This is a genomic window from Pseudomonas sp. TH21 (assembly GCF_016651025.1).
GTDB classification, from domain to species: domain Bacteria; phylum Pseudomonadota; class Gammaproteobacteria; order Pseudomonadales; family Pseudomonadaceae; genus Aquipseudomonas; species Aquipseudomonas aylmerensis.
Genome location: NZ_JAEKEQ010000001.1, coordinates 141,290 through 166,125 on the forward strand (window position 1 = coordinate 141,290; position 24,836 = coordinate 166,125).

24 protein-coding genes are annotated in these 24,836 nt (G+C 60.1%); 7 read left to right on the forward strand and 17 right to left on the reverse strand.

Translation table 11 applies throughout. The features are described from left to right. Positions 1-72: 72 nt before the first annotated feature. Positions 73-1,401, forward strand: coding sequence for an OprD family outer membrane porin (locus JFU04_RS00590; RefSeq protein WP_201146280.1), 1,329 nt, complete (start codon positions 73-75; stop codon positions 1,399-1,401). Positions 1,402-1,509: 108 nt separating this feature from the next. Next, a complete protein-coding gene (mgrA, locus tag JFU04_RS00595; RefSeq protein ID WP_120447384.1) occupies positions 1,510-2,547 on the forward strand; it encodes an L-glyceraldehyde 3-phosphate reductase in 1,038 nt (345 codons plus the stop codon). A gap of 533 nt (positions 2,548-3,080) precedes the next feature. Here the strand turns inward: mgrA and tauD are convergent. From tauD to JFU04_RS00630, 7 genes are all read right to left on the reverse strand, one after another. Then, complete coding sequence (tauD, locus tag JFU04_RS00600) at positions 3,081-3,917, reverse strand: taurine dioxygenase (RefSeq protein WP_106805446.1); 837 nt, start codon at positions 3,915-3,917, stop codon at positions 3,081-3,083. 21 nt (positions 3,918-3,938) lie between these two features. After that, positions 3,939-4,775 (reverse strand): taurine ABC transporter permease TauC, encoded by an 837-nt coding sequence (gene tauC, locus JFU04_RS00605; protein ID WP_201143321.1) that lies wholly within the window; start codon positions 4,773-4,775, stop codon positions 3,939-3,941. Next, positions 4,772-5,551 carry a taurine ABC transporter ATP-binding subunit gene (gene tauB, locus JFU04_RS00610; RefSeq protein ID WP_201143322.1) on the reverse strand — a complete coding sequence of 260 codons (780 nt, stop codon included), beginning with the start codon at positions 5,549-5,551 and terminating at the stop codon, positions 4,772-4,774. Before tauB ends, tauC begins: the two co-directional genes overlap by 4 nt. 17 nt (positions 5,552-5,568) lie before the next feature. After that, complete coding sequence (tauA, locus tag JFU04_RS00615) at positions 5,569-6,546, reverse strand: taurine ABC transporter substrate-binding protein (RefSeq protein WP_201143323.1); 978 nt, start codon at positions 6,544-6,546, stop codon at positions 5,569-5,571. A gap of 243 nt (positions 6,547-6,789) precedes the next feature. Next, entirely contained in the window at positions 6,790-8,373 is a 1,584-nt protein-coding gene (gshA, locus tag JFU04_RS00620) for a glutamate--cysteine ligase (protein WP_201143324.1), read from the reverse strand. Between the two features lie 214 nt (positions 8,374-8,587). Beyond that, positions 8,588-8,971, reverse strand: a complete 384-nt coding sequence (locus JFU04_RS00625) for a PaaI family thioesterase (protein ID WP_201143325.1) — start codon at positions 8,969-8,971, stop codon at positions 8,588-8,590. After that, positions 8,971-11,295, reverse strand: coding sequence for a Tex family protein (locus tag JFU04_RS00630; RefSeq protein ID WP_201143326.1), 2,325 nt, complete (start codon positions 11,293-11,295; stop codon positions 8,971-8,973). Before JFU04_RS00630 ends, JFU04_RS00625 begins: the two co-directional genes overlap by 1 nt. A gap of 357 nt (positions 11,296-11,652) precedes the next feature. Here JFU04_RS00630 and ompR point away from each other — a divergent pair, with 357 nt between their 5' ends. Together ompR and JFU04_RS00640 are read left to right on the forward strand one after the other, a co-directional pair. Continuing rightward, positions 11,653-12,393, forward strand: coding sequence for an osmolarity response regulator transcription factor OmpR (gene ompR / locus JFU04_RS00635; RefSeq protein ID WP_065899598.1), 741 nt, complete (start codon positions 11,653-11,655; stop codon positions 12,391-12,393). A gap of 116 nt (positions 12,394-12,509) precedes the next feature. Then, positions 12,510-13,823 (forward strand): ATP-binding protein, encoded by a 1,314-nt coding sequence (locus JFU04_RS00640; RefSeq protein ID WP_065899599.1) that lies wholly within the window; start codon positions 12,510-12,512, stop codon positions 13,821-13,823. Between the two features lie 100 nt (positions 13,824-13,923). Here JFU04_RS00640 and rimK read toward each other — a convergent pair whose 3' ends face one another. The 3 genes from rimK to rimA are packed head-to-tail and all read right to left on the reverse strand — an operon-like array spanning position 13,924 to position 16,101. After that, complete coding sequence (gene rimK, locus JFU04_RS00645; RefSeq protein ID WP_003187674.1) at positions 13,924-14,829, reverse strand: 30S ribosomal protein S6--L-glutamate ligase; 906 nt, start codon at positions 14,827-14,829, stop codon at positions 13,924-13,926. Beyond that, the gene (rimB, locus tag JFU04_RS00650) at positions 14,826-15,308 is read right to left on the reverse strand and encodes a retropepsin-like aspartic endopeptidase RimB (protein WP_201143327.1); all 483 of its coding nucleotides are present in this window, start codon (positions 15,306-15,308) and stop codon (positions 14,826-14,828) included. Before rimB ends, rimK begins: the two co-directional genes overlap by 4 nt. A 13-nt stretch (positions 15,309-15,321) precedes the next feature. Then, a complete protein-coding gene (gene rimA / locus JFU04_RS00655; RefSeq protein WP_106805442.1) occupies positions 15,322-16,101 on the reverse strand; it encodes a S6 modification regulatory phosphodiesterase RimA in 780 nt (259 codons plus the stop codon). A gap of 116 nt (positions 16,102-16,217) precedes the next feature. Here rimA and JFU04_RS00660 point away from each other — a divergent pair, with 116 nt between their 5' ends. Next, positions 16,218-16,625, forward strand: a complete 408-nt coding sequence (locus tag JFU04_RS00660; RefSeq protein WP_065899602.1) for an RNA-binding S4 domain-containing protein — start codon at positions 16,218-16,220, stop codon at positions 16,623-16,625. A gap of 167 nt (positions 16,626-16,792) precedes the next feature. Here the strand turns inward: JFU04_RS00660 and JFU04_RS00665 are convergent, their stop codons facing one another. Then, complete coding sequence (locus JFU04_RS00665) at positions 16,793-17,596, reverse strand: phosphatase PAP2 family protein (protein WP_065899603.1); 804 nt, start codon at positions 17,594-17,596, stop codon at positions 16,793-16,795. A 124-nt stretch (positions 17,597-17,720) separates the two neighbouring features. Between JFU04_RS00665 and hslO the strand changes: the two genes are divergently transcribed. Continuing rightward, positions 17,721-18,623: an Hsp33 family molecular chaperone HslO gene (hslO, locus tag JFU04_RS00670; protein ID WP_065899604.1), complete on the forward strand. Its 903-nt coding sequence runs from the start codon at positions 17,721-17,723 to the stop codon at positions 18,621-18,623. 179 nt (positions 18,624-18,802) lie between these two features. Next, positions 18,803-20,344: a phosphoenolpyruvate carboxykinase gene (locus tag JFU04_RS00675; RefSeq protein WP_201143328.1), complete on the forward strand. Its 1,542-nt coding sequence runs from the start codon at positions 18,803-18,805 to the stop codon at positions 20,342-20,344. A 57-nt stretch (positions 20,345-20,401) separates the two neighbouring features. Here JFU04_RS00675 and JFU04_RS00680 read toward each other — a convergent pair whose 3' ends face one another. From JFU04_RS00680 to JFU04_RS00705, 6 genes are all read right to left on the reverse strand, one after another. Further along, positions 20,402-21,253: an EamA family transporter gene (locus JFU04_RS00680; RefSeq protein WP_201146283.1), complete on the reverse strand. Its 852-nt coding sequence runs from the start codon at positions 21,251-21,253 to the stop codon at positions 20,402-20,404. A 173-nt stretch (positions 21,254-21,426) separates the two neighbouring features. After that, positions 21,427-21,783, reverse strand: a complete 357-nt coding sequence (locus JFU04_RS00685) for a DUF1493 family protein (protein WP_065899606.1) — start codon at positions 21,781-21,783, stop codon at positions 21,427-21,429. 269 nt (positions 21,784-22,052) lie between these two features. Beyond that, a complete protein-coding gene (locus JFU04_RS00690; RefSeq protein WP_201143329.1) occupies positions 22,053-22,697 on the reverse strand; it encodes a DUF1493 family protein in 645 nt (214 codons plus the stop codon). 4 nt (positions 22,698-22,701) lie between these two features. Next, the gene (locus JFU04_RS00695; RefSeq protein WP_201143330.1) at positions 22,702-23,184 is read right to left on the reverse strand and encodes a hypothetical protein; all 483 of its coding nucleotides are present in this window, start codon (positions 23,182-23,184) and stop codon (positions 22,702-22,704) included. Between the two features lie 718 nt (positions 23,185-23,902). Further along, entirely contained in the window at positions 23,903-24,502 is a 600-nt protein-coding gene (locus JFU04_RS00700; protein ID WP_201143331.1) for a putative adenosine monophosphate-protein transferase Fic, read from the reverse strand. Beyond that, the gene (locus JFU04_RS00705) at positions 24,502-24,672 is read right to left on the reverse strand and encodes a YhfG family protein (protein ID WP_201143332.1); all 171 of its coding nucleotides are present in this window, start codon (positions 24,670-24,672) and stop codon (positions 24,502-24,504) included. The genes JFU04_RS00700 and JFU04_RS00705 overlap by 1 nt, the downstream gene beginning before the upstream one ends. Positions 24,673-24,836 lie beyond the last annotated feature (164 nt).

Consider the following 24,836-nt stretch of genomic DNA (forward strand, 5'->3'; position numbering starts at 1 on the left):
TGTGAAGCGTTTGACGCTTTCATTTCAAAACAGTGACGGAGACCGGTAACAATGAAGACGTTATTAAGCCCTATGGTGGGTGCCGCCATGGCGAGCTTTATGCTGTCCGCCCATGCCGATTTTATCGATGACAGCCACGCCGACGTGACCCTGCTCAATCGCTATCTCAACCAGCAGGGGCGTGATGTGGTGAACAGCAACGCCAAGGCCCACAGCATTCGCGATTGGGGCCAGGGTTTCGAGTTCAACTTCAAGTCGGGATACACCGAGGGGCCGGTGGGTTTCGGCTTGGATCTGCAGGCGTTCTACGGGCTGAAACTGGATTCCGGTGGCGACCTCAACGACAAGGATCACCAGGGCCGCTACCCCGGCAGCATGTTCCCGCTGGACAACGGCAAGTCCGCCGACCAGTTCGGCGTACTCAGCCCGACGTTCAAGATGCGCTTCGCCCAGGACGAGCTGCGCGTCGGCACGCTGTACGGCAACAACCCGGTCCTGGCCAATACCGACGGGCGCCTGTACCAGCAGACCAATACCGGCGTGCAACTGGTGTCCAAGGACCTTACCGACTTCACTTTCACCGGCGGCGATATCCTCAAGACCAAGATCCGTAACGAGACCGGCGACCAAGGCATGATCACCGCCGGCGGCACCAAGGAAAGCGATCGCTTCCTGTTCGGCGGTGCGGACTACACCGGCATCCAGAACACCACCGTCAGCCTGTGGTACTCCAATCTTGAGGACTACTACCAGCAGTTCTTCCTCGGTGCCAAGCGCCATGACGCTTTGTCGGTCGGCGCGATCGACACCGATGTGCGGGTGTTCCGCAGCCTGGGCGTGGGCGGCAACGCCGACGGTGACAAGGACTTCGCGGCGGCGGGTCTCTACGGTGACGGCGTGAACAAGGGGCGCATCAACCAGACCACCGCCAGCTTGCTTGAGAGCTACAGCCTGGACGGCCATACCGTCGGCCTGGGTATCCAGAAAAACAGCGGCGACAGCGACTTTCCCTACCTGGATTCCGGCTTGAACAGCGGCGACAACCGCCAGGGCCCAGGTTCAGGTGCCGACACTCCGGCCCTGACCAACATGCAGTTGAACAAATTCCAGCATGCCGGCGAACGCACCTGGCTGGCGCAGTACAAATATGACTTCGGCAAACTCGGCCTCACCGGCCTGACGTTCTCCGCGGCGTATGCCCACGGCGATGACATCCGCACTGCACAAGGCACCACCAGCGAATGGGAACGTAACGTTGCCGTGGCGTATCAAGTCCCCACCGGCACCCTCAAAGGGCTCGGCGTGACCTGGAAAAATGCCCACGCCAGCCCGGACATCAGCAGTGCCACCGTGCAAGATGAAAACCGCTTTTATGTCAGCTATGTCGTTCCACTCTGGTAGGCAATTGCTGTAAAACGGAAAGGCAGACTTAAGCGATTCAGCTGGTTAAAAGGCCTGGGAATAACCTTATTCCCAGGCCTTATTTGCCTACGTCCAAGAGAGGATTCGATGACTTACATTGCTGCCGAAAACCGCTATGAATCTATTCCGTATCGCCGCGTAGGCCGCAGTGGACTGGTGCTGCCGGCACTGTCCCTGGGGCTGTGGCACAACTTTGGCGACAGCACCCCGATCGACACCCAGCGCGCCCTGTTGCGCACCGCGTTCGACCTGGGGATCAACCACTTCGACCTGGCCAACAACTACGGCCCGCCTTACGGCAGCGCCGAGATCAACTTCGGCCGTTTGCTGCGCGAAGACTTCAAGCACTACCGCGACGAATTGATCATCTCCAGCAAGGCCGGCTGGGACATGTGGCCCGGCCCCTACGGCCAGGGCGGCGGTTCGCGCAAATACGTGCTGGCCAGCCTCGACCAGAGCCTGCAACGCCTGGGCGTCGACTATGTGGATATTTTCTACTCGCACCGGTTTGATGCCGACACCCCCCTGGAAGAAACCGCCAGCGCCCTCGCCACCGCCGTGCAGCAAGGCAAGGCGTTGTACATCGGCATCTCTTCCTACTCCGGGGTAAAAACCCGCGAAATCGCCGCGCTGCTCAAAGAGTGGAAAGTGCCGCTGCTGATCCACCAACCGGCCTACAACCTGCTCAACCGTTGGGTGGAAAAAGACCTGCTGGACACCACCGAAGAACTCGGCGCCGGGGTGATTGCGTTCACACCGCTGGCTCAAGGGCTGCTGACCGACAAGTACCTCAACGGCGTGCCGGCCGACGCACGAGTGAATCGTCCGGGTGGCGGTTCGTTGCAGGCCAAGCACCTGTCCGAAGCCAACATCGCCCATGTGCGCGCGCTGAATGAAATCGCCCAGCGCCGTGGCCAGAGTCTGGCGCAACTGGCCCTGGCCTGGACCTTGCGCGACCCACGCATAACCAGTGCGCTGATCGGTGCGAGCCGGCCGGAGCAGATCATTGAAAACGTCGGGGCGTTGAAGAACCTGAGCTTCAGTGCCGAAGAACTGGCGGAGATCGATCGGTTCGCGCAGGAAGGCGGGATCAACTTGTGGGAGAAGCCGTCTACCGCTGAGTAATCTGCAGTAGTCGGTCACTGTGGGAGCTGGGCTTGCCGGTGAGGGCGGTGTGTCAGTCGATGATGGTGTTGGCTGATCCACCGCTTTCGCAGGCAAGCCAGCTCCCACAGTTGATCTTCAGTGGGGCGAATTTCCTTGGCCCGACTCGGTCAATGTGGGAGCCGGGCTTGCCTGTGAGGGTGGTGGGTCAGTCGATGAAGGTGTTGGCTGGGCTACCGCTTTCGCAGGCAAGCCAGCTCCCACAGTTGATTTTCAGTGGGGCGAATTTCCTTGGTCCGGCTCGGGCAATGTGGGAGCCGGGCTTGCCCGCGATGGCGGTGTGTCAGTCGATGGAGGTGTTGGCTGATCCACCGCTTTCGCAGGCAAGCCAGCTCCCACAGTTGATCTTCAGTGGGGCGAATTTTTTCGGCACGATCCAAATCACTGTGGGAGCCGGGCTTGCCCGCGATGGCGGTGGGTCAGTCGATGATGGTGTTGGCTGGGCTATCGCTTTCGCAGGCAAGCCAGCACCCTCCCTCGATCTTCTGTGTGATCTAGAACGGCACGTCCCCAAGAATCGTCGCCCGGTGCATCACGCGCCGTTGCGGCCGGTAGTCATCTACCGCGTAATGCTGGGTCACGCGGTTGTCCCAGAACGCCACGTCATTTTCCTGCCAACGCCAGCGGATGGTGAACTCCGGGCGGGTCGCGTGAGCAAACAGCAGCTTCAGGATCGCTTCGCTTTCGGCAGGTTCTAGCTCATTGATCCTGGTGGTAAACCCATCGCTCACGAACAACGATTTACGCCCACTCACCGGATGCGTGCGCACCACCGGATGCGACAGCGGCGGGTTTTTCTTGCGGGTTTCTTCCCATCGCGCCAGGTCTTCGGCGGTGTTGCCGAAGCGTTCCAGCGGGAAGGATTTGGTGAAGTCGTGGGTTGCGGTAAGCCCGTCGAGCAAGCGCTTCAACGGCTCGGACAGCGCCTCATACGCCGCGATGCCACTCGCCCACAACGTGTCGCCACCAAACGCCGGCAGCAGTTTGGCGCTGAGCACCGCGCCAAGCGCCGGCGTGGGCAGGAAGGTCACGTCGGTGTGCCACACGGCGTTGTCACGCACGTCGGTGACGGCGGTGTCGAGGATCAGCACTTCGGGCTGTTCCGGCACGTTGGGGTAGATCGGGTGGATGTGCAGGTCGCCGAAATTCGCCGCGAACCGCGCCTGTTGCTGCGGGGTGATCGGCTGGCCACGGAAGAACAGCACCGAGTGCGTGAGCAACGCCTGTTCGATGGCGTCGCGCTGTTCGACGTTCAGCGGCTGGGTGATATCGACGCCACTGATCTGGGCGCCCAGGGCGGTGCTTAATGGCGTAACGGTCAGGCTGCTCATGCGGTTCTCGTCAATAAGTGCTTAGTGTGCCTGGCCATGCCAAGGCACCAATTTGCGCTGCAGGGCGCGCAGGCCCATTTCCATGGCGAAGGCGATCAGTGCGATCACCAGGATCCCCAGTACCACCACATCGGTGACCAGGAACTGCGCCGCCGACTGCACCATGAACCCCAGGCCGCTGGTGGCTGCGATCAGCTCGGCAGCAACCAATGTCGACCAGCCCACCCCCAGGCCGATGCGCACGCCGGTGAGGATGTCGGGCAGGGCGCTCGGCAGGATCACATGGCGAATCAACTGGGCGCGGGTCGCACCCAGCGACTGTGCCGCGCGCAGTTTGGCCGGGTCGACGGTGCGCACGCCGGTCGCGGTGGCGATGGCAATCGGGGCAAAGATCGCCAGGTAGATCAGCAGCACCTTGGACAGCTCGCCGATGCCGCACCAGATCACGATCAGCGGCAGATACGCCAACGGCGGAATCGGCCGGTAGAACTCGATCAGCGGGTCGAGAATGCCACGCGCAATACGGTTGGCGCCGATGGCAATGCCCACCGGCACGGCGGTCAGCACTGCAAAGCCCAGGCCCAGGCCGATACGGCTGAGGCTCGCGCCCAAGTGCTGCCATAGGGTGGAATCCATGTAGCCCGTGGTCGCCAGCAGCCAGCCTTTTTGCAGCACGGCAGACGGCGGCGGCAGGAACAGCGGCTCGATCAGGCCGGTGGCGGTCACGGCCCACCAGATGGCCAGCAAGGCTACCAGGGTCAGCAGGCTGATCCAGCGCGTGCTCAGGCTGCGGCGCACGGGGATAACGGTGTGCGTCACCGGCTTGGCCGCCGTGGCGGGAAGTTCGTAGCTGCTCATGCGGACACCTGCCGTTGCGAGAACACTTTGCCCAGCACGTGTTCGCGGGTTTCGATAAAAAGCGGGTCGGATTTGATCGCCCGCGCCGACTCACCGGCGGCGTAGCGTTGGCCAAAGTCCAGGTGCAGGCGTTCGACGATCTGGCCAGGGTTGGGCGCCAGCAGGATCAAGTCAGTGGCGAGAAATACCGCCTCTTCGATGTCATGGGTGATCAGGAATACCGGCTTGGCCGTGCGTCGCCAGACTTGCAGCAACAGCTCCTGCATCTGCTCGCGGGTGAAGGCATCGAGGGCGCCGAAGGGTTCGTCCATCAGCAGCACGCGCGGGTCTGCTGCCAAGGCGCGGGCGAGGCCGACGCGCTGTTTCTGGCCGCCGGAGAGCTGCCAGATGCGGCGGTTGTCGAAACCGGCGAGGTCCACCAGTGCGAGCATTTCCCGGGCGCGCACTTCGCGTTGTGCCTTGGCCACGCCCGCCAGTTCGAGGCCGAAGCCGACGTTGGCGAGCACGTCCTGCCAGGGCAGCAGGGCGTCGTCCTGGAACACCACGCCACGTTCGGCGCTCGGGCCTTTGACCGGCACGCCATCAAGGGTGATGCGCCCGGCGGACGGTTCGACAAAGCCGGCAATCAGATTCAACAGCGAAGTCTTGCCACTGCCGGACGGGCCGAGGGCTACCAGCAATTGCTGGGGCCCAAGCTCCAATGAAATATCAGACAGTACCGGTTCTGTGGCGCCTGGGTACTGTGCGCTGATGCGCTCCAGTTGTAGCAAGGCCATCGCGATGAACTCCTGAATCAGTTAGTGATGAACTTGGCGCTGACGTAAGGGGCGTAGTCCGGCAGCACGGCGTCGACCTTGCCTTGCTCCTTCAAGAACGCTGCAGTGTCGGTCACCGCCTTGGTGGTCGGGGCGTCCAGCAGGGTTACCTGGTCAGCCGCCAATGGATAGACGTTGCCTTGCAGCAGCAGCGGGATATCACTGGCCTTGGCGCCGGAGAGCTTCACCAGTTTGTCGACGTTGCCTTTGTCAGCGATCCAGGCTTGTGGGTCTTTGCGGTACGCGGCGTAGGCGTCCAGGGTGACCTTGGCGAAGGCCGTGACGATTTCCGGGTGCTTCTCGGCAAAATCCTTACGCACGATCCACGCATCGAAGGTCGGCGCGCCGAACTTGGCCAGTTCGCCGGAGGTGATCAGCACCTTGCCGTTTTCCTTGGCCACGCCCAGGGCGGGGTCCCATACGTAAGTGGCATCGATGTCACCGCGCTTCCAGGCGGCGATGATTGCCGGCGGGGCGAGGTTGAGGATGGTCACTTTCGAGGGGTCGATGTTCCAGTGCTTCAGCGCGGCGAGCAGGCTGTAGTGACCGGTGGACACGAACGGTACCGCGACTTTCTTGCCGACCAGGTCCTGCGGGCTGTTGATCCCCGAACCGTTGCGCGCCACCAGGGCTTCGGCACCGCCGATCTGGGTAGCAACGAGGAAGGTTTCCACCGGCACTTTGCGCGTGATCGCTGCGGTCAGCGGGCTGGAACCTAGGTAGCCGATCTGCACGTCGCCGGAGGCGATGGCGGCGATGATGTCGGCGCCATTGTCGAATTTGCGCCAGTCGATCTTGGCGTTGGTGGCTTTTTCATAAGCACCGTCGGCCTGGGCGACTTTCGCCGGGTCCACGGTGGTCTGGTAGGCGATGGTTACATCCGCCGCGTGGGCAAACAGACTGGCACCGGCCAAGGACAACGCCGCCAGGAGGCGCAGTGGGGTCAAAAGTTTCAAAGGGAAGCTCCTCAATCAGGCGGCCGAGGGTCGGCGTGTGAGGAGACTAAATGATCTAAGAATCCGAAAATAAATAACATTTTCGAATTAGCTTATGAGGAGAAGAGTGAATGCTGGTGTTGAGGGCGCATTGGCCAAATGTGCGAGCTGGCTTGCCTGCGATGCTCACGACTCGGTAGTTCAGATCTACCGGGTTGATGCTATCGCAGGCAAGCCAGCGCCCACACGGGGTGGCGTGATGCCTTAGTTACTGATCGCCAGGATACTGGCCTGGTACGACCCGACAAACACGTCAAAATCGCCCACTTCGTTCTGTTCCAGCTCCGCCTGCTGTGCCAGCGACGTGCGCGCCAGCTCTTCAAAGCGCGCCTGCTCTTCGGCTGGCAACGGCTCGCGGCGAAAATGCTCGGCGTGGACCTCGCTCTGATGCAGGGAGAACTGCGCAAAACTCTCTTTGCGCTCGGCCATCGCCGCCAGCACTTGGGCCGATGGCGTCAGGGACGGGTCCTTGACCTTGGCCAGTTGGGCGTCCAGCGCCTCGCTGTGTTCCCTGATGCCGTGGCTCGCATCCAGCAGGGCCGCCAGCGGCGCAATCTGCTCGAGCAATTCGGTGGCCCATTCCTTCATGTCCACTGCCTGGCCCTGGCGCTGCAATTGCAGGCCCGGACGCCGGCCTTCCTTGACCACGCTGAGGAAGTTGGACGTGGCGTTGCCGCATTCGTTATTGGCGAACAATGGGCTGTCGTTCAGCGCGCAGTGCAGCAGGAACGCGTCGAGGAAGCGCGACTCCGGCAGGTCGATACCCATCGGCAGGAACGGATTGATGTCCAGGCAGCGTACTTCGATGTACTGGATGCCACGCGCCATCAGCGCCTGGATCGGCCGTTCGCCGGTGTAGGTCACGCGCTTGGGGCGGATGTTGGAGTAGTACTCGTTTTCGATCTGCAGGATGTTGGTGTTGAGTTGTACCCATTCACCGTCCTTGTGCGTGCCGACTTCGACGTAGGGCGCGTAGGGCGTTGCCACCGCTTCGCGCAGGCTGTCGGTGTAGCTGGCCAGATCGTTGTAGCACGGCGTCAGGCCGGCCTGGGCGTTGCTCTGGTAACCCAGGTCGCTCATGCGCAGGCTGGTGGCGTACGGCAGGTACAGGGTGTCGGCGTCGAGCACTTCCAATTGATGCGAGCGACCGCGCAGGAAGCCCGCGTCCAGTGCCGGCGAGGCCCCGAACAGGTACATCAACAGCCAGCTGTAGCGGCGGAAGTTGCGGATCAGCGCGATATAGGCAGTGGACTGGTAATCGCGGTCGGTGCCGACAAAGCCTTCCGTCTCCTTGAGCAGCGGCCACAACTGTTCCGGCAGCGAGAAGTTGTAGTGGATACCGGCGATGCACTGCATGGTCTTGCCGTAACGCAGGGCCAGGCCCTTGCGATACACGTACTTGAGCTGTCCGATATTGGAGGTGCCGTAGTAGGCAATCGGAATGTCTTCCTCGGCCGGCAACGGGCACGGCATCGAAGGGCTCCACAGGTATTCGCTGCCGAGCTTGGTGTAGGCAAAGCGATGGATCTTGTCCAGGCTGCTCAGGGTATCGGCCGGGTTGGGCAGGGCTGGGGTGATGAACTCCAGCAGCGATTCCGAGTAGTCGGTGGTGATCTGTTCATGGGTCAACGCGGCGCCCAGGGCTTCGGGGTGCGGCGTTTGCGCCAGGCGACCCTCACCGGTGACACGTAGGCATTCACGCTCGATGCCGTGCAAGCATTGCTCTAGCAGGGAGAGGTGTTCGCGCTTGCCGAGCAGGGCCAGGCGGCGGTTGAGAAGTTCGCTCAAGTTAGATTCCTTCACGCGTCAGTCGCCCCAATATGGGGGTGGGCAAGACGGTCTACAAGGGTGAAGTTAAAACTGGCGTTATCGCCTGGTTTTGAGTCGATTTGACTCGCTTTGGAAAAGCCTACTTCACTCCTTGAATTGGGCTATAGCGCAGCAAGAAAATTCCGACGCTGTTGTCGCAGCGCCGAAATTAACTCAAATCGAGGGCGGGGAGCTATAGGACAGCGAAGGTGCCTTGTGCTTTTGCGACCAGTTTTTCGTCCTGGTACACCTCGGCCTCGACCACCAGGGTGCGTCGACCGGCGTGAATCACGCGGCTGGTGCATAACACGTCACCGTCGGAGACCGCGCGAATGTAATTGATCTTGCATTCGATGGTCGCGCTCTGCTGGTCGAACCCATGGGAACTGGAACAGGCCAGTCCCATGGTGATGTCCACGAGGCTGAAAATCGCCCCGCCATGGAGCTTGCCTGCGCGGTTGCGCAGTTGCGGCTCCAGGGTCAGGGCCACCTCGGCAACGCCTTCGTCCAGGCGTTGCAGGCGGCAGCCGATCAGTTCGCTGAAGGCGCTCTGGGTCAAGCCGGCTGGGATGTCCATCAGCGTTTCTTCAACTGTTTGGCGTTGGCGAACAGCGAGGCCATGGCGTTGTTGGACGGCGCGGCGGTCGCGGTTTCCTTGCGCGGCGCGTTGTTCTGCGACTGGCGCGGCGCCGAGCCTGGGCGGGCACCGCGAGCCCCGTCGATTTTCTCGCCGGGGGTGTCGCTCATGCGCATCGACAGGCCGACGCGTTTGCGCGGGATGTCGACTTCCATGACCTTGACCTTGACCACGTCACCGGCTTTCACCGCTTCACGTGGGTCCTTGATGAACTTCTCCGAAAGCGCAGAGATGTGCACCAAACCGTCCTGATGCACGCCGATGTCCACAAAGGCACCGAAGTTGGTCACGTTGGTCACCACACCTTCGAGGATCATGCCCAGTTGCAGGTCCTTGAGGTCTTCGACGCCGTCCTGGAACTCGGCGGTCTTGAACTCGGGACGCGGGTCACGGCCGGGTTTTTCCAGCTCTTGCAGGATGTCGGTGATGGTCGGCACGCCGAAGGTTTCATCGGTGTACTTTTTCGGATCCAGGCGCTTGAGGAACGCGGCGTCGCCAATCAGCGAGCGGATGTCGCGGTCGGTCTCGGCCGCAATGCGCTGCACCAGCGGGTAGGCTTCCGGGTGAACCGCCGAGGCGTCCAGCGGGTTGTCGCCATTCATCACGCGCAGGAAGCCGGCGGCCTGTTCGAAGGTTTTTTCACCCAGGCGTGCGACTTTTTTCAGCGCGGCGCGGGTTTTGAACGCGCCGTTCTCGTCACGGTGGGTGACGATGTTCTGCGCCAGGGTCGAATTCAGGCCGGAGATTCGCGCCAGCAGCGCCACGGAGGCGGTGTTCACGTCAACGCCCACGGCGTTTACGCAGTCTTCCACGACCGCGTCCAGGCCGCGCGCCAGTTTCAGCTGCGACACGTCGTGCTGGTACTGGCCGACACCAATGGATTTAGGGTCGATTTTCACCAGTTCGGCCAGCGGATCCTGCAGGCGACGGGCGATGGACACCGCACCACGGATCGACACGTCGAGGTCCGGGAATTCCTTGGACGCCAGCTCCGACGCCGAGTACACCGAAGCACCGGCCTCGGAGACCATGACCTTGGTCATCTTCATGGCTGGGTATTTTTTGATCAGCTCGGCGGCCAGCTTGTCGGTTTCACGGCTGGCGGTGCCGTTGCCGATGGCGATCAGGTCCACGGCGTGCTTGGCGCACAGGGCCGCCAGGATCGCCAGGGTCTGGTCCCACTTGTTGTGTGGCACGTGCGGGTACACGGTCGCGTGGTCCAGCAGCTTGCCGGTGGCATCGACCACGGCGACCTTGCAGCCGGTACGCAGGCCCGGGTCGAGGCCCAGGGTCGCACGCGGGCCGGCCGGGGCGGCCAGCAGCAGGTCGTGCAGGTTGTGGGCGAAGACGTTGATCGCTTCGGTTTCGGCGCCGTCGCGCAACTCGCCCAGCAGGTCGGTTTCCAGGTGGGTGTAGAGCTTGACCTTCCACGTCCAGCGCACCACTTCGCCCAGCCATTTATCTGCAGGACGGTTCTGATTTTGAATGCCGAATTGTTGACCGATCATGCCTTCGCACGGGTGCATGGTGCCCGGCAGCTCGTCGCCGACTTTCAGCGCGGAACTGAGAATGCCTTCGTTGCGGCCACGGAAAATCGCGAGCGCGCGGTGGGACGGCATGCTTTTCAGCGGTTCATCGTGTTCGAAATAATCGCGGAACTTGGCGCCTTCTTCCTCTTTGCCGGCGATGACGCGGGCGCTGAGGGTGGCTTCCTGCTTGAGGTAGGTGCGCAGTTTTTCCAGCAGGCTGGCGTTTTCGGCAAAACGCTCCATGAGGATGTACTTGGCGCCTTCGAGGGCGGCCTTGACGTCGGCGACACCTTTTTCGGCGTCGATAAAGCGCGCGGCTACGGTTTCCGGGGTCAGCGACGGGTCGTTGAACAGGCCGTCAGCCAGCTCGCCGAGGCCGGCTTCCAGGGCAATCTGGCCCTTGGTGCGGCGCTTCTGTTTGTACGGCAGGTAGAGGTCTTCGAGACGGGTCTTGGTGTCGGCGAGCTTGATGTCGCGTTCCAGTTGCGGGGTCAGCTTGCCCTGCTCCTCGATGCTGGCGAGGATGCTGATACGCCGTTCGTCGAGTTCTCGCAGGTAGCGCAGGCGCTCTTCCAGGTGTCGCAGTTGGGTGTCGTCGAGGCTGCCGGTCACTTCTTTACGGTAACGGGCGATGAAGGGCACCGTGGAGCCTTCATCCAGTAGAGCGACGGCCGCTTCGACCTGTTGTGGGCGTACACCGAGTTCCTCGGCGATGCGGCTGTTGATGCTGTCCATAAAACCACCTGAAATTCTTAGAAGCAGCCCGCAGGCCCGGAAAACAAGGCCTTGCGCGGCTGGTTGAGCGGCCCGACTGGCGCCGCTGCCTGGGTCAAGAGGCTGCCTATTGACCCTCGAAATCGAAAAAATCACGACAAGCGGGTGAAAAAAAGCCCGGCAGTAAACGGTAACGATCTGATGCTGCCCTGCACGACGGCGCCGCATTATAACCAGCGTTCTGTCCTTGGGGGGGACTGCGCCCGTGGTTGTGGGACGCGGGTTCGCTGGCGGTAGAGGAAAAATCTGCTAACAATGCACACGGTGCGTATAACGGCAGCTACGCCATAATGCGCGCCGAGATAAGAGGAGCATCCAATGAGCAGCACTGCACAAACTGCTGAAGGCGAAAAAATTCTCATCGTTGATGACGATCCGGGGCTGAGCAGCCTGCTGGAGCGTTTCTTCAACTCCAAGGGCTATCGTGCCCGCGCGGTGCCGAACACCGAGCAAATGGACCGCCTGTTGGGGCGTGAAGTGTTCAACCTGGTCGTGCTCGACCTGATGTTGCCCGGCGAAGACGGCCTCACCGCCTGCAAGCGCCTGCGCAGCGCGAACAACCAGATTCCGATCATCATGCTCACCGCCAAGGGTGATGAGTTGAGCCGCATCAAGGGCCTCGAACTGGGCGCTGATGACTACCTGGCCAAGCCGTTCAACCCTGACGAGCTGATGGCCAGGGTCAAGGCCGTGCTGCGTCGCCAGGCCGCTCCGGTTCCCGGTGCCCCGGGCAGCGAAGACGAGAGCGTCACATTTGGCGACTACGAACTGTCGCTGGCCACTCGTGAGCTCAAGCGCGGCGATGAAGTGCACATGCTCACCACCGGCGAATTCGCCGTGCTCAAGGCGCTGGTGATGAACGCGCGCCAGCCGCTGACCCGCGACAAGCTGATGAACCTGGCCCGTGGCCGGGAGTGGGACGCCCTGGAGCGCTCCATCGACGTGCAGATCTCCCGTCTGCGCCGGATGATCGAGCCGGATCCGTCCAAACCACGGTACATCCAGACGGTATGGGGCGTGGGCTATGTGTTTGTGCCGGATGGCACCGCAACAAAGTGACCAATGATTTGCAGGGCGGGCATTCCAACGTTTGATTCCATGAGGGTCGACGGGATGCCCGGCGTCTGCAATTCTGCGAGCGCCGCTCGTTCCTGCCAGGTGTCCAGCTGTCTTCTATGAAAACCCCTCTTTGGTTCCCGCAAAGTTTTTTCTCCCGCACCCTTTGGCTGGTGCTGATCGTCGTTCTGTTTTCCAAGGCGCTCACGCTGGTTTATCTGTTGATGAACGAAGACGTGCTGGTGGATCGGCAGTACAGCCACGGTGTCGCCCTGACATTACGTGGCTATTGGGCAGCCGATCCCGAGAGTCGTGAAAAAATCGCCAAGGCGTCGACATTGATTCGGGTGGACGGGGCCGGCGTGCCGGAAGGCGAGCAGCATTGGCCTTACAGCGAGATCTACCAGCGCCAGATGCAGGCCGAGCTGGGCGAGGACACCGAAGTTCGGTTGCGCATGCATGTATCGCCCGCGCTGTGGGTGAGGGCGCCGAGCCTGGGGGATGCCTGGATCAAGGTGCCGCTGTACCCGCATCCGCTGCGGGGGCAGAAGATCTGGAACGTGCTGGGCTGGTTCCTGGCGATCGGGCTGCTCTCAACCGCCTCGGCGTGGATTTTCGTGCGCCAGCTCAACCAGCCACTCAAGCGCCTGGTCTTTGCTGCGCGCCAGCTGGGGCAGGGTCGCAGCGTGCGCTTGCCGGTCAGCGATACGCCCAGTGAGATGACCGAGGTGTATGGCGCGTTCAACCAGATGGCGGAGGACGTCGAACAGGCCGGGCGCGAACGCGAGCTGATGCTGGCGGGCGTGTCCCATGACCTGCGCACACCGTTGACGCGCTTGCGGCTTTCTCTGGAACTGATGGGCAATCATTCCGACCTGACCGATGACATGGTTCGCGATATCGAGGACATGGACGCGATTCTCGACCAGTTCCTGGCGTTTATCCGCGATGGTCGTGACGAGGTGGTGGAGGAGGTCGACCTGACGGACCTGGTGCGTGAGGTGGTAGCGCCTTACAACCAGAACGGCGAACAGGTACGCATGCGCCTGGAACCGATCCAGCCGTTTGCGCTGCGCCGGGTGTCCATGAAGCGTTTGTTGAACAACCTCATCGGCAACGCCTTGCACCATGCCGGCTCGGATGTGGAAGTGGCGGCGTATGTGTCCGGCGACAGCGCGGCACCTTATGTTGTGCTGAGTGTGATGGACCGTGGCACCGGCATTGACCCGGCCGAGCTGGAAGGCATCTTCAACCCTTTCACCCGTGGCGATCGTGCGCGGGGTGGCAAGGGCACCGGTCTGGGGTTGGCAATCGTCCGCCGGATCGCCTCGATGCACGGCGGCAATGTCGAACTGCGCAACCGCGAAGGGGGCGGCCTGGAAGCGCGCGTACGGCTGCCGCTCGGCCTGATGTTGCCCCGCGACGCGGTGTAGCGGCAGGTCCAGCTTCAAGCTTCAAGCTATAAGCTGCAAGAGCAAGGCAAGCCGATTTGCTCTTTCTTGCAGCTTGAGGCTTGCAGCTTAGAGCTTGAGACTAGCCTTTGCCCTTGGTTCTGGTCATGTTCGGCCCGCCATTTTTCTCCAGGTGCTGGATGATGATCCCCGCCACGTCCTTGCCGGTGGTGGTCTCGATGCCTTCCAGGCCCGGTGATGAGTTCACTTCCATCACCAGCGGGCCATGGTTGGATCGCAGGATATCCACACCCGCCACGCTCAACCCCATTACCTTGGCTGCACGCAGCGCGGTCATGCGTTCTTCAGGGGTGATCTTGATCAGGCTGGCGCTGCCGCCACGGTGCAGGTTGGAGCGAAACTCACCGGGCTTGGCCTGGCGCTTCATGGCGGCAATCACCTTGTCACCCACCACGAAGCAGCGGATATCCGCGCCACCGGCTTCCTTGATGTATTCCTGCACCATGATGTTCTGCTTGAGCCCCATGAACGCCTCGATCACCGACTCGGCGGCGGTCGCGGTTTCACACAGCACCACACCGATGCCCTGGGTGCCTTCCAGTACCTTGATCACCAACGGCGCGCCGTTGACCATCTCGATCAGGTCAGGGATGTCATCGGGCGAGTGGGCAAAGCCGGTGACCGGCAGGCCAATGCCGCGACGCGAGAGCAATTGCAGCGAGCGCAGCTTGTCTCGCGAGCGGGCGATGGCCACCGATTCATTGAGGGGGAACACTCCCATCATTTCAAACTGGCGCAACACTGCGCAGCCATAGAACGTCACCGAGGCGCCGATCCGCGGGATCACCGCATCAAACCCTTCCAGCGGCTTGCCCCGGTAGTGGATCTGCGGCTTGTGGCTGGCAATGTTCATGTAGGCACGCAACGTGTCGATCACCACCATTTCGTGGCCACGTTCGGTGCCGGCCTCGACCAGGCGGCGGGTGGAATACAGACGCGGGTTTCGCGACAGCACAGCAATCTTCATGCAGCACCTGGGGCAGAAATAGTAGAGACCGGGAACACCGGCTTGTCTTGAAAGTACTTGACGCCGGGATTGACCACCAGGTGGCCGTCAATCAGCGCCTTGGAACCCAGCAACAGGCGGTAACGCATGGCCTTGCGGCAGGCCAGGGTGAACTCCACCCGCCATACCCGATCCCCCATCGCCAGGGTGGTGCTGATCACATAGCGCACCTGCGCATGGCCGTTGGAGCTCTTGATGGTTTTCATCGTCACCAGGGGCGCTTCGCAGCGGCGGTGACGCAGTTGCACCACGCTGCCCAGGTGGGCGGTGAAGCGCACCCACTTCTCACCGTCGCGCTCAAACGGCTCGATATCGGTGGCGTGCAGGCTGGAGGTGCTGGCACCGGTGTCGATCTTCGCGCGCAGGCCTGCCACTCCCAGGTCGGGAAGTGCCACCCACTCACGCAGACCCACAACGGTCAAATGGTCAAATGTCTTCAATATGGGTAACCGGTCAATTCGCCCAGGCGCGCGGGGAAACCTCGGCCAGGGCTTTGAATGCGGGCTTGGCGAACCAATAACCCTGCATCAGAAATATTCCGCAGTCGGACAGGAAATCGCGCTCGCCGGCACTTTCGATGCCTTCGGCGATGACAGTAACCCCCAACTGCTCACAGATTGTGACAATCCCCTGGACGATCACCTGACGGACACGGTCCTGGTCGACATCGCGGATCAGCGCCATGTCGAGTTTGATCAAGTCAGGTTGGAAATCGGCCAGCAGATTCAGCCCCGAATAGCCCGCGCCGAAATCGTCGATGGCGGTCTTGAAGCCGAATTCACGATATTCACGCAGAATATTGGTCAAATGGCGATAGTTATCTACATGCTCGCTTTCCAGTGTCTCGAAAATCAGTTGGTCCAGCGGAAAATTGTGCGCGCGAGCCGCCTCCAGGGTGCTACGGATGCACAACTCCGGACGGTACACGGCGTTGGGCATGAAGTTGATGGAAAGGTGGGTTTGCATGCCCAGTGCGCTGGCCTGGGCAATTGCCTGGGTCCGGCAGCGCTGGTCGAAACGGTAGCGGTTGCTGTCGTTGACCTGCTCCAGTACCGACATCGCGCCTTCGCCATTGATACCGCGCACCAAGGCTTCGTTGGCAAAAATCGTATGGTCTCGCAGGTCTACGATAGGTTGGTAGGCAAAGGCAAAGTCGAAACCCAAGGGCTCGCTTTGCTGGCACCCCACGCACCGTTGGTTAGGCGAGGTGAGTGAAATGGGAAAGTCGGTCACGGTGAATCCTCGCGAAATCAGGGTGCTACCTGGCGTATCTTAGGTGAGCCTTGGGGTTTATGCGTCGAAGGGTTTCAACGGTAAAGTTGCGACATTTTTCAGAGCGGGGAATTCAAGTGGCTCAAAAGCAGGAAGAGGAAGAAAAGGTCCGTCTGGACAAGTGGTTGTGGGCCGCGCGTTTCTACAAAACACGTGCCCTGGCCAAGGCTGCCATCGAGAGCGGCAAGGTGCATCATCGCGGCGAGCGCTGCAAGCCGGGCAAAGAGCCACGTGTCGGTGATGAGTTGCAGATTCGTATAGGCTTTGACGAGAAAACCGTAGTGGTCCAGGCGCTTTCGATTGTGCGCCGTGGTGCGCCCGAAGCGCAGGCGTTGTACACCGAGACTGAAGCGAGTATCGCCAAGCGCGAAAACGCGGCGGCCATGCGCAAGGCGGGCGCCACCGGCATGACCACCGATGGCAAGCCGAGCAAGAAGCAACGCCGCGATCTATTCAAGTTTCGCGGCAGTGGCAATGACGACTAGCTCCGCCGGCGACCCATATCTGTCCCGGTGCTGCAGCGGACTCGTTGTGGCGAGCGGGCTTGCCCCGCGTTGGGCTGCGCAGCAGCCCCATCCCACCCCCAGTGAGGCGTCTGTTTCCAGGGCTGCTTCGCAGCCCAACGCGGGACAAGCCCGCTCGCCACAGTCGGTTATTGCGGCGAGTTCATGATGCTCAGTCGGCCGATCAGCGGCACCCGCTGAAACAGCCCGAACACCGGCGCTGTCAGCCGCAGCAACCCATTCGACACCTTCGCCGCAAACGGCGTGTAATAGCCCCAGCCCAGTGCCAACAGCGCCAGCAGTACACCGCCGATGTAATCATCCTGCCCCCAATGCGCGCCTGCTACCAGGCGCGGCATCATGAACAACAGCGCCAGGCCCCAGATCACCAGGATCTGGCCGATGCGTTTGGCGAACACCGTCATGAACATCGCCCAGATCAACAACACCGAGGCATGATCCCCCGGGAAGCTCTGGCTGGAGCGGTCCTTCAATTCCCAGGTCTTCTCCAGCCCCGGGAAATAGTCACTCATATGAATCGCGCCGCTGATCACCATCGACGGGCTGCTGTGTTGCCAGCCCATCTGTGCCGCGAGTTTGGAAAACAGCATGCGAATAAACAGCAACAGCAGCAGAATGCCGACAAAACCTAACACTGCCTGGCGCACTTGCACGGCCTTGAATACCCACTCACCGCGAATCAGCAGCGTCAGCAGAATCACCCCGACCACTGCATCAAATGGCCGCAAACTGGCCACGGCCCACACATGCAGCCACGTTGAGTTGCTCGCCAGCGGATCATTGAGCAGATGAAACAGCCACTCGTCGAAAATCACACACAGCATCTGGCCCGTGGGCCACAGCCAAAAACACAGCAGTCCGATAGCGAGTAGATTGCAAAGAGCCCATCGCCGGAGGTTCCACTTGGCTTGGAACAAACCCGGATTGTTCATAAACTGTCCCTCTCGCTCAATTAAGCTCTCTGTTTCCAGGAGAAAGCCGCACCAAGATGGTGCTAAAGCGTTTAATTTTATAAACCTTGTAATCAATTTGTCATCAATTCAGATACCCAGACCTATGACTGATCTACCGGATACCGACTTCACCCAACGCTTTATCTTCGACGAGAACGACGCCCGCGGCGAACTGGTCTCGCTGGAGCGCAGCTATGCCGAAGTCCTTGCCAAGCACCCCTATCCGGAGCCGGTCGCGCAACTGCTCGGTGAGTTGATGGCGGCGGCTGCGCTGCTGGTCGGCACGATGAAATTCGATGGTTTGCTGATCCTGCAAGCCCGTTCCGAAGGCCCGGTCCCGATGCTGATGATCGAGTGCTCCAGCGAGCGCGAAATCCGTGGCCTGGCCCGTTACGACGCCGACTTGATTACTCCAAACGCCACGCTTTCCGACCTCATGGCCAACGGCGTACTGGCGATCACCGTCGATCCGACTGAAGGCCAGCGCTATCAGGGCATCGTCGACCTCGACGGCGAAACCCTGTCGGACTGCTTCACCAACTATTTCGTGATGTCCCAGCAAGTCGGCACCAAGTTCTGGCTCAACGCCGACGGCAAGCGCGCCCGTGGCCTGCTGCTGCAGCAATTGCCGGCTGACCGCATCAAGGACGACGACGAGCGTACCGATAGCTGGCGCAAACTCACCGCCCTGGCCGGCACCCTGACAGCTGAAGAATTGCTCGCCCTGGACAACGAAACCATCCTGCATCGCCTGTACCACGAAGAGGCCGTGCGCCTGTTCGACGCACAGACCCTGCGCTTCCATTGCAGCTGCTCGCGCGAGCGTTCGGCCAATGCCCTGGTGAGCCTGGGCCTGGAAGATGCGCAGAATCTGGTGGTGGAGCACGGTGGCCATATCGAGATCGACTGCCAGTTCTGCAACCAGCGCTACTTGTTCGATGCCGCCGATGTTGCTCAGTTGTTCGCCGGTGCAGGTATCGACACCCCTTCCGACACCCGCCACTAAAACGTTTAAGCACAGGTAAATCACCTGACGAATGCCGGATTAGCGCTGTTCTGACGGGAGGGCCCTACTCTTTTTGGGCTTTTCTGGCATAATCCGGCCCACTTTTTTCGCGGTAGTAGTGCGCAACTTTCTACTACAAAACGTTTGGAGCACTCGGCCATAGGCCGACGGGGAACCTCATGACGCAAGCCAATAACGCCGTATACACCGATCTGAGTGTTGACGATCTGGTCAAAGAAGCCCTGCAGCGCGGTGAAGGCGTGCTTGCCGATACTGGCGCGCTGGTCGTAGAAACCGGTCACCGTACCGGTCGTTCGCCAGTCGATCGTTTCATCGTTGAAGAGCCTTCCACCCAGGATTCCATCGCCTGGGGCCCGATCAACCGCAAGTTCCCGGCCGACAAGTTCGATGCCCTGTGGGCTCGCGTCGAGGCATTCAACAACGCGCAAGAGCATTTCGTTTCCCACGTTCACGTAGGGGCTGCAGAAGACCACTACCTGGCCGTCAAAATGACCACCCAGACTGCCTGGCAGAACCTGTTTGGTCGTTGCCTGTTCATCAACCCGGCCCAGTACAACCCAGCCGGTCGTGAAGAGTGGCAAGTGCTCAACGTGGCCAACTTCGAGTGCGTGCCTGAGCGTGACGGCACCAACTCCGACGGTTGCGTGATCCTCAACTTCGCCCAGAAAAAAGTCCTGATCGCCGGCATGCGCTACGCCGGTGAAATGAAAAAAGCCATGTTCTCGGTGCAGAACTACCTGCTGCCAGCTTCCGACGTACTGCCGATGCACTGCGCCGCCAACATTGGCGAAGCCGGCGACGTGACCTTGTTCTTCGGCCTGTCCGGCACCGGCAAGACCACCCTGTCCGCAGACGAAAGCCGTTACCTGATCGGTGACGACGAACACGGCTGGGGCGAGGGCGTGGTGTTCAACATCGAAGGCGGTTGCTATGCCAAGTGCATCGACCTGTCCGAGAAGAACGAGCCGGTCATCTGGAAAGCCATCAAGCACGGCGCCGTGCTGGAAAACGTAGTGATCGACGATGCCAAGCACGCCGACTACGCCGATGTCAGCCTGACCCAGAACAGCCGCGCTGCCTACCCGCTGGAGCACGTTGCCAAGCGTTCCGAGCAGAACCTGGGCGGCGAGCCAAATGCTGTGATCTTCCTGACCTGCGACCTGACTGGCGTACTGCCTCCAGTGTCGATCCTCAGCGAAGAGCAAGCGGCCTACCACTTCCTGTCCGGCTACACCGCACTGGTGGGTTCGACCGAAATGGGCTCGGGCGCCGGCATCAAGTCGACCTTTTCCACCTGCTTCGGCGCGCCGTTCTTCCCACGTCCGGCCGGTGAATACGCTGAGCTGTTGATCAAGCGTATCCGTGGCTTCGGCTCCAAGGTCTACCTGGTCAACACCGGCTGGACTGGCGGCGGCTACGGCGTCGGCAAGCGCTTCAACATCCCGACTACTCGCGGCGTGATCGCAGCGATCCAGAGCGGCGCGTTGATCGGTTCGCAAACTGAACACCTCGACACCATCAACCTCGACGTGCCACTGGCCGTACCGGGCGTTGAAACCGGCCTGCTGAACCCACGTAACACCTGGGCTGACAAGGCTGCCTACGACGAAGCAGCGAAAGCGCTGGCTGGTCTGTTCATCGAGAACTTCAAGAAGTTTGAAGTGAGCGATGCGATCAAGGCTGCGGGTCCGAAGTTGTAAGATTCGGTCGCTGTAAAAAAGCCGCCCCTCGTGGGCGGCTTTTTTGTGGGCGTTGGGTCAGTGCGCGATATGCAAAACCACCGCGCCGACCAGCACCAGCACAACCCCGAGCACCTGCACTGCTGACAGCCGCTCCTTGAAAAACACGAACCCCAGAATCGCCGCAATCCCACCTGACAATGTACTGATCACCGTCACTACAGACACCGACCCTGCCATCGCCCCCCACGAAAATGCCGAGAACCCGCCTAGGTTCATCAAGCTCGCGCCGGTCAATGTTGCGCAGTTTTTCAGCGGCGGAATCTTCAGGCCATCCTTGATCTTCAGCACCATCACCACCAGAACGCAGAGGCCGACCAGATAGCCCAGCCAGAGCATGGTGATCGGCCCCAAGGCAGGCAATGTATAGCGGCCTTGCAGCCAGAAGCTGGTGCCGTACAACGTTGCGGCGAGCATGGCGTAGGCGATGGAGTGGTTAGAGCTGTTGTGAGGAACGCCGTTGTCCTTGTGGATGCTGGAGAGGACTACGCCGATCACGCACAGGCCGATGCAACCGAGTTGGACCAGGCTGATGTGTTCACCGGTCGCCCAGGACAGCAGGGTGGTGACAACGCCGTAGGACGTCACCAGCGGCGCCACAATGGCGGCTTTGCCCAGCGCAAAGGCCTTGGACAACGCAAGCGCGCCGGAGACCGTGAACAGCGCGGCAGCAATGCCCAGTAGCCAGACGCTCAATGAGGCATCCAGGGATTTGACCAGCAAGGCGGGGAAGATGACCAGCAGCAGGGTCATGATCAAAAAGCCCAGTGCCTGGCCGAAATACACCGCGCGTTTAACGCCCACGGCGCGGGCATTGAGGCCCACCAGAAAATCCGTGCCGCCCCAGAGCAGGGCGGCCAGCAGGCCCATCATTACGTCCATGTAAGGTCCTTGGTATGTAGGCAGTTCAACAGGTTAGCGCATAACCAAATGTGGGAATGGGCTTGCTCGCGAATGGGGTGTATCAGTGAGAAATACTCTACCTGACCCAGCGCATTCGCGAGCAAGCCCGCTCCCACATTTGATGTTCGGTGCTCTTGGGACTAGCTCAGGTTTTCCAGGGTCTGCGTGTCCCAGCTGTTGGTTTTGATGGCCAGGTAGAGCATGCCGATGGTCAGCGGCACTTTCTCACCACGGCCCTTGGCCCGACGCTTGAGAAACACATCAAACACCGGCGGGTTGAAGTAACGATAAGTGTCGTAGTCGCCCAGGTCGAGGGCAAATTCCTGCTCCAGTGCTTCCATGAGTTGCTTGGCCTCACTGCCGTCGCAGCCCAGGTCGAAGTTGAGTGAGGTCTGCAGGCGAAGGGTCTTGTGTTTCGGCAGTCCGATCTCCTCGTGCAGCAGTTGCAGGAGTTGCCGCATGACGGGATCTTCGGGGAAGTTGGGCGCGAGGTTCATGGTGGGAGCACGCAGGAATGGGTGACGGGAATGGTTGCGTTGGGAGCGGTGTGTGTTTCGGGTGATAAAGAGTGCCAAGCCTATCAAGAATAGGAAGACAGGTAGAAAGGGCAATCTGAGGATCACTTGCACATAGGGTAGAAGGAGCGTCAAAAGAAGGCCTGCTGTGAGGAATGTGAGTGCGAAGCGCTTTCTGAGGGTGCGGTCGTTAATTTGATAGTGAAGTACCAGGTAGAAACCGAGGAAGCACATTGCTTGCAGGTAGACATTCACGGTTTCTGATACCCCTTCGTCTCGAGTGCCTGGGTATCCCAGGACTTGGCTTTAACAGCGTGGTAGAGCATGCCAATGGTTAAAGGGCGCTTTCCCTCGCTGCCTTTTTCCACATATCGCAAATACGCGTCAAAGCCTCGACGCTTGAAGTAGCGTTTGTCGTTGTAGTCCCCTAGCCTCATGCCGAACTCAAGCTTCAGTAGTGCCATCAATTGCTTGGCTTCGGCACTGTTACACCCGAGGTCATGGTTGACTGATGTGTCGAGGGTGACGGTTTTGTGTTTGGGCAGGCCAATGCCTTCATGCAAAATTTGCAGGAGATGGAGCATGAGCGGGTCATCAGGGAAGTCGGGCGCAAGGTTCAAGGTTGGGGCGATGAATAAGGGGTGATGGGTTTTAGCCCTGCAATATATATTTTGGGTGCTCAATAACCCGATGCCTGTCACGAAGGCGATTATCGGTAGGCTTTCAAGCTGTGCCTCTCTGATCCAAGAGGTGGCATACAGTAAGAGCGCTGGGCCGGCTACCAGGAAGTAGAATCCAAGCCATCTTCTGAGTAAGGGGCGCTTTATTGTTCTGTCGACAATTCCAGCCAGTACGAGAAGGAGAAGCAGGTTGATCCACTGAATGTATTCATTCATTGCATTAGCCACCCTGGAATTGCCGGACCATGGCCGACAGTGATCGCTGAGGACCAATTCCGCCGTTTACCTGTGCGTCGAGGCCGATAACCACATCACCAGCGTGATAGCTACGAATGATCCCTTTAATCGTCAGGCCTGCAGCGGCTCCAGCGGCGAGCCCCGCCGCAGGCGATGCCAGGCTCATTGGTGCTGACACGGCGCCGCTGATTAATCCTGCAACGATCTCCCCACGAATGTTGAGTAATTCAGCCTGTTGCCGGGTCAGCGGTTTGGAGATGGCCACAGTCATCCTGCAAGGCAAATCGCGAGCGAGCATTTTTCTGTAGAGATCTACGAGTTTTCGGCGCACCTCGTTTGCAGAAATACCTGCTTCCAGCAAGCAGAGGTTTGCCATTGCAAGGTGATTGGAAGGCGAGACGATAAGACGCAGCACCGTGAAGGTGACGCCGTAGTGGCCATTGTATTGAGTCCTTTCGATATTCACGGATATATGCCGGGAGCTGTTGAAAGGGCGTTAGTTTCAGTCAGAGAAAGGTGAGTTTTGTAGGGGGGCGGGCAGGAGTTTTAAGCAGTTTCGGAAGGGGATGGCACGACATTTGGAGGTTTCTTACAGGGCTTTCCGAGATTTTTAGCTCGGCAGAGATTTTCCATTGTTAGAACGTTCAGTTGTTGTAGTGAACTTGCTAGCGAAGAGCTCGGGTACGCCGCGTAATTCCAGATACACCGCGTGACTTTTGACGATCTTCGCCAGCAAGCTCGCTCCTACAAAAGGTTACAGCTGAGGTGTATGGCTGTTGAGGTTGCAGTTGAACATGCTACGTGCTTCCAGCAAATCACAGCCGTCCTGGACTAGCAGCTACAGGACATTGGTGATGTGGGAAATGCCGTTGAGGTCGGCGTGTTCGAATGTCCGGCGGGAGAAGGTTTCCAGCAAGTCGGTGGCAGCGCGAATGCGTTGATGGGCGGCGGACTGCGCGCGGGTTGGCCAGCCGGAAACAGCACTCCGGCACGTCCGAAAGCGTCCCCCCACAACCGCCATAGCACTGCTATACGAGACGAAAGACGTTCGAATAGTAAGTAAACTTATGTGTGCTGTTTTTCGGGTGACCAAACCCAGTCGCTGATTTGGCGGCGACACCGCGAACCTTAGAACTGAGTTGGTTTTCGACAATAAACAGATAGTTTAAGTGTGCGCGGTTCGCTCAAGCACTGCCAGGCCGATTGATACACCGCTCAAAAATCGCCTCCAGCCCCCGATAATCACACGCCACTGCGTCAATATTCGCCGGTACCCACGCCGCGTGTTTCACCAGCCACCAATTCACCGAAAATCCCGCATTCACGATGATCTGTTCAAACAGAATCCGCTGCGCCCGGCCGTTGCCCTCACGGAAGGGGTGGATAACGTTGAGGTCGCCATAGGCCTCGGCGATCTTGCTCACCAGCTCAGCCTGGCTCACGCCGACGAACCAGTTCGCGTCCTTCATATGCCGGATGATTTTCGCGGCTTCTGGTGGAATGCGTTCCGGGGTGCAGAACAGGGTGTCGCCTTTCTGGAGATTGACGCTGCGCAGCTCGCCAGCCCACTCGTAGAGGTCACTGAACAGCGTGCGGTGGATGTGTTGCAAGCGTTCGAGGTCGTAGGGCGGGGGAAAGAGGGGGAGGTTGCCTACGGCGATTTCGGACAGTTCGCGCTCGGCCTGGTGCAGGTCAGCTTCGTCGAGCAAATCGAGGCGGTTGCGCAGGACACTGCTACCGGGATAGCAGTAAGGATCCTGGCCCACCCCGTATTTGTCGAGCATCAGCGCGAATTAGTGCGGTACTTGGCGAGCACGGCCTCGCGGGTCGGCAGGGGCTTGTCGACGTCGGTCGGTTGGGTGTCAAACCCTTCCAGACGCAGGCTGGCCAAGTAATTGGAACGGCGGATCTTGTGGTAATGATCCTGTTTTTGCTCAAACGTCAGTTCGCTCATCGCAGCGTACTCCTGGGTAGCAAGGTTTGATTGTAGCGCAATGCTTGCGTCGCCAGGCGGGATATAAACCACGTCACATTCTGTACAAAAAATCCTCCGGCGGGCTGAATTCAGCGTATGTTTCACCGCAAAATCTTGTAGGGCAATTCCGCCCACTACTTAAA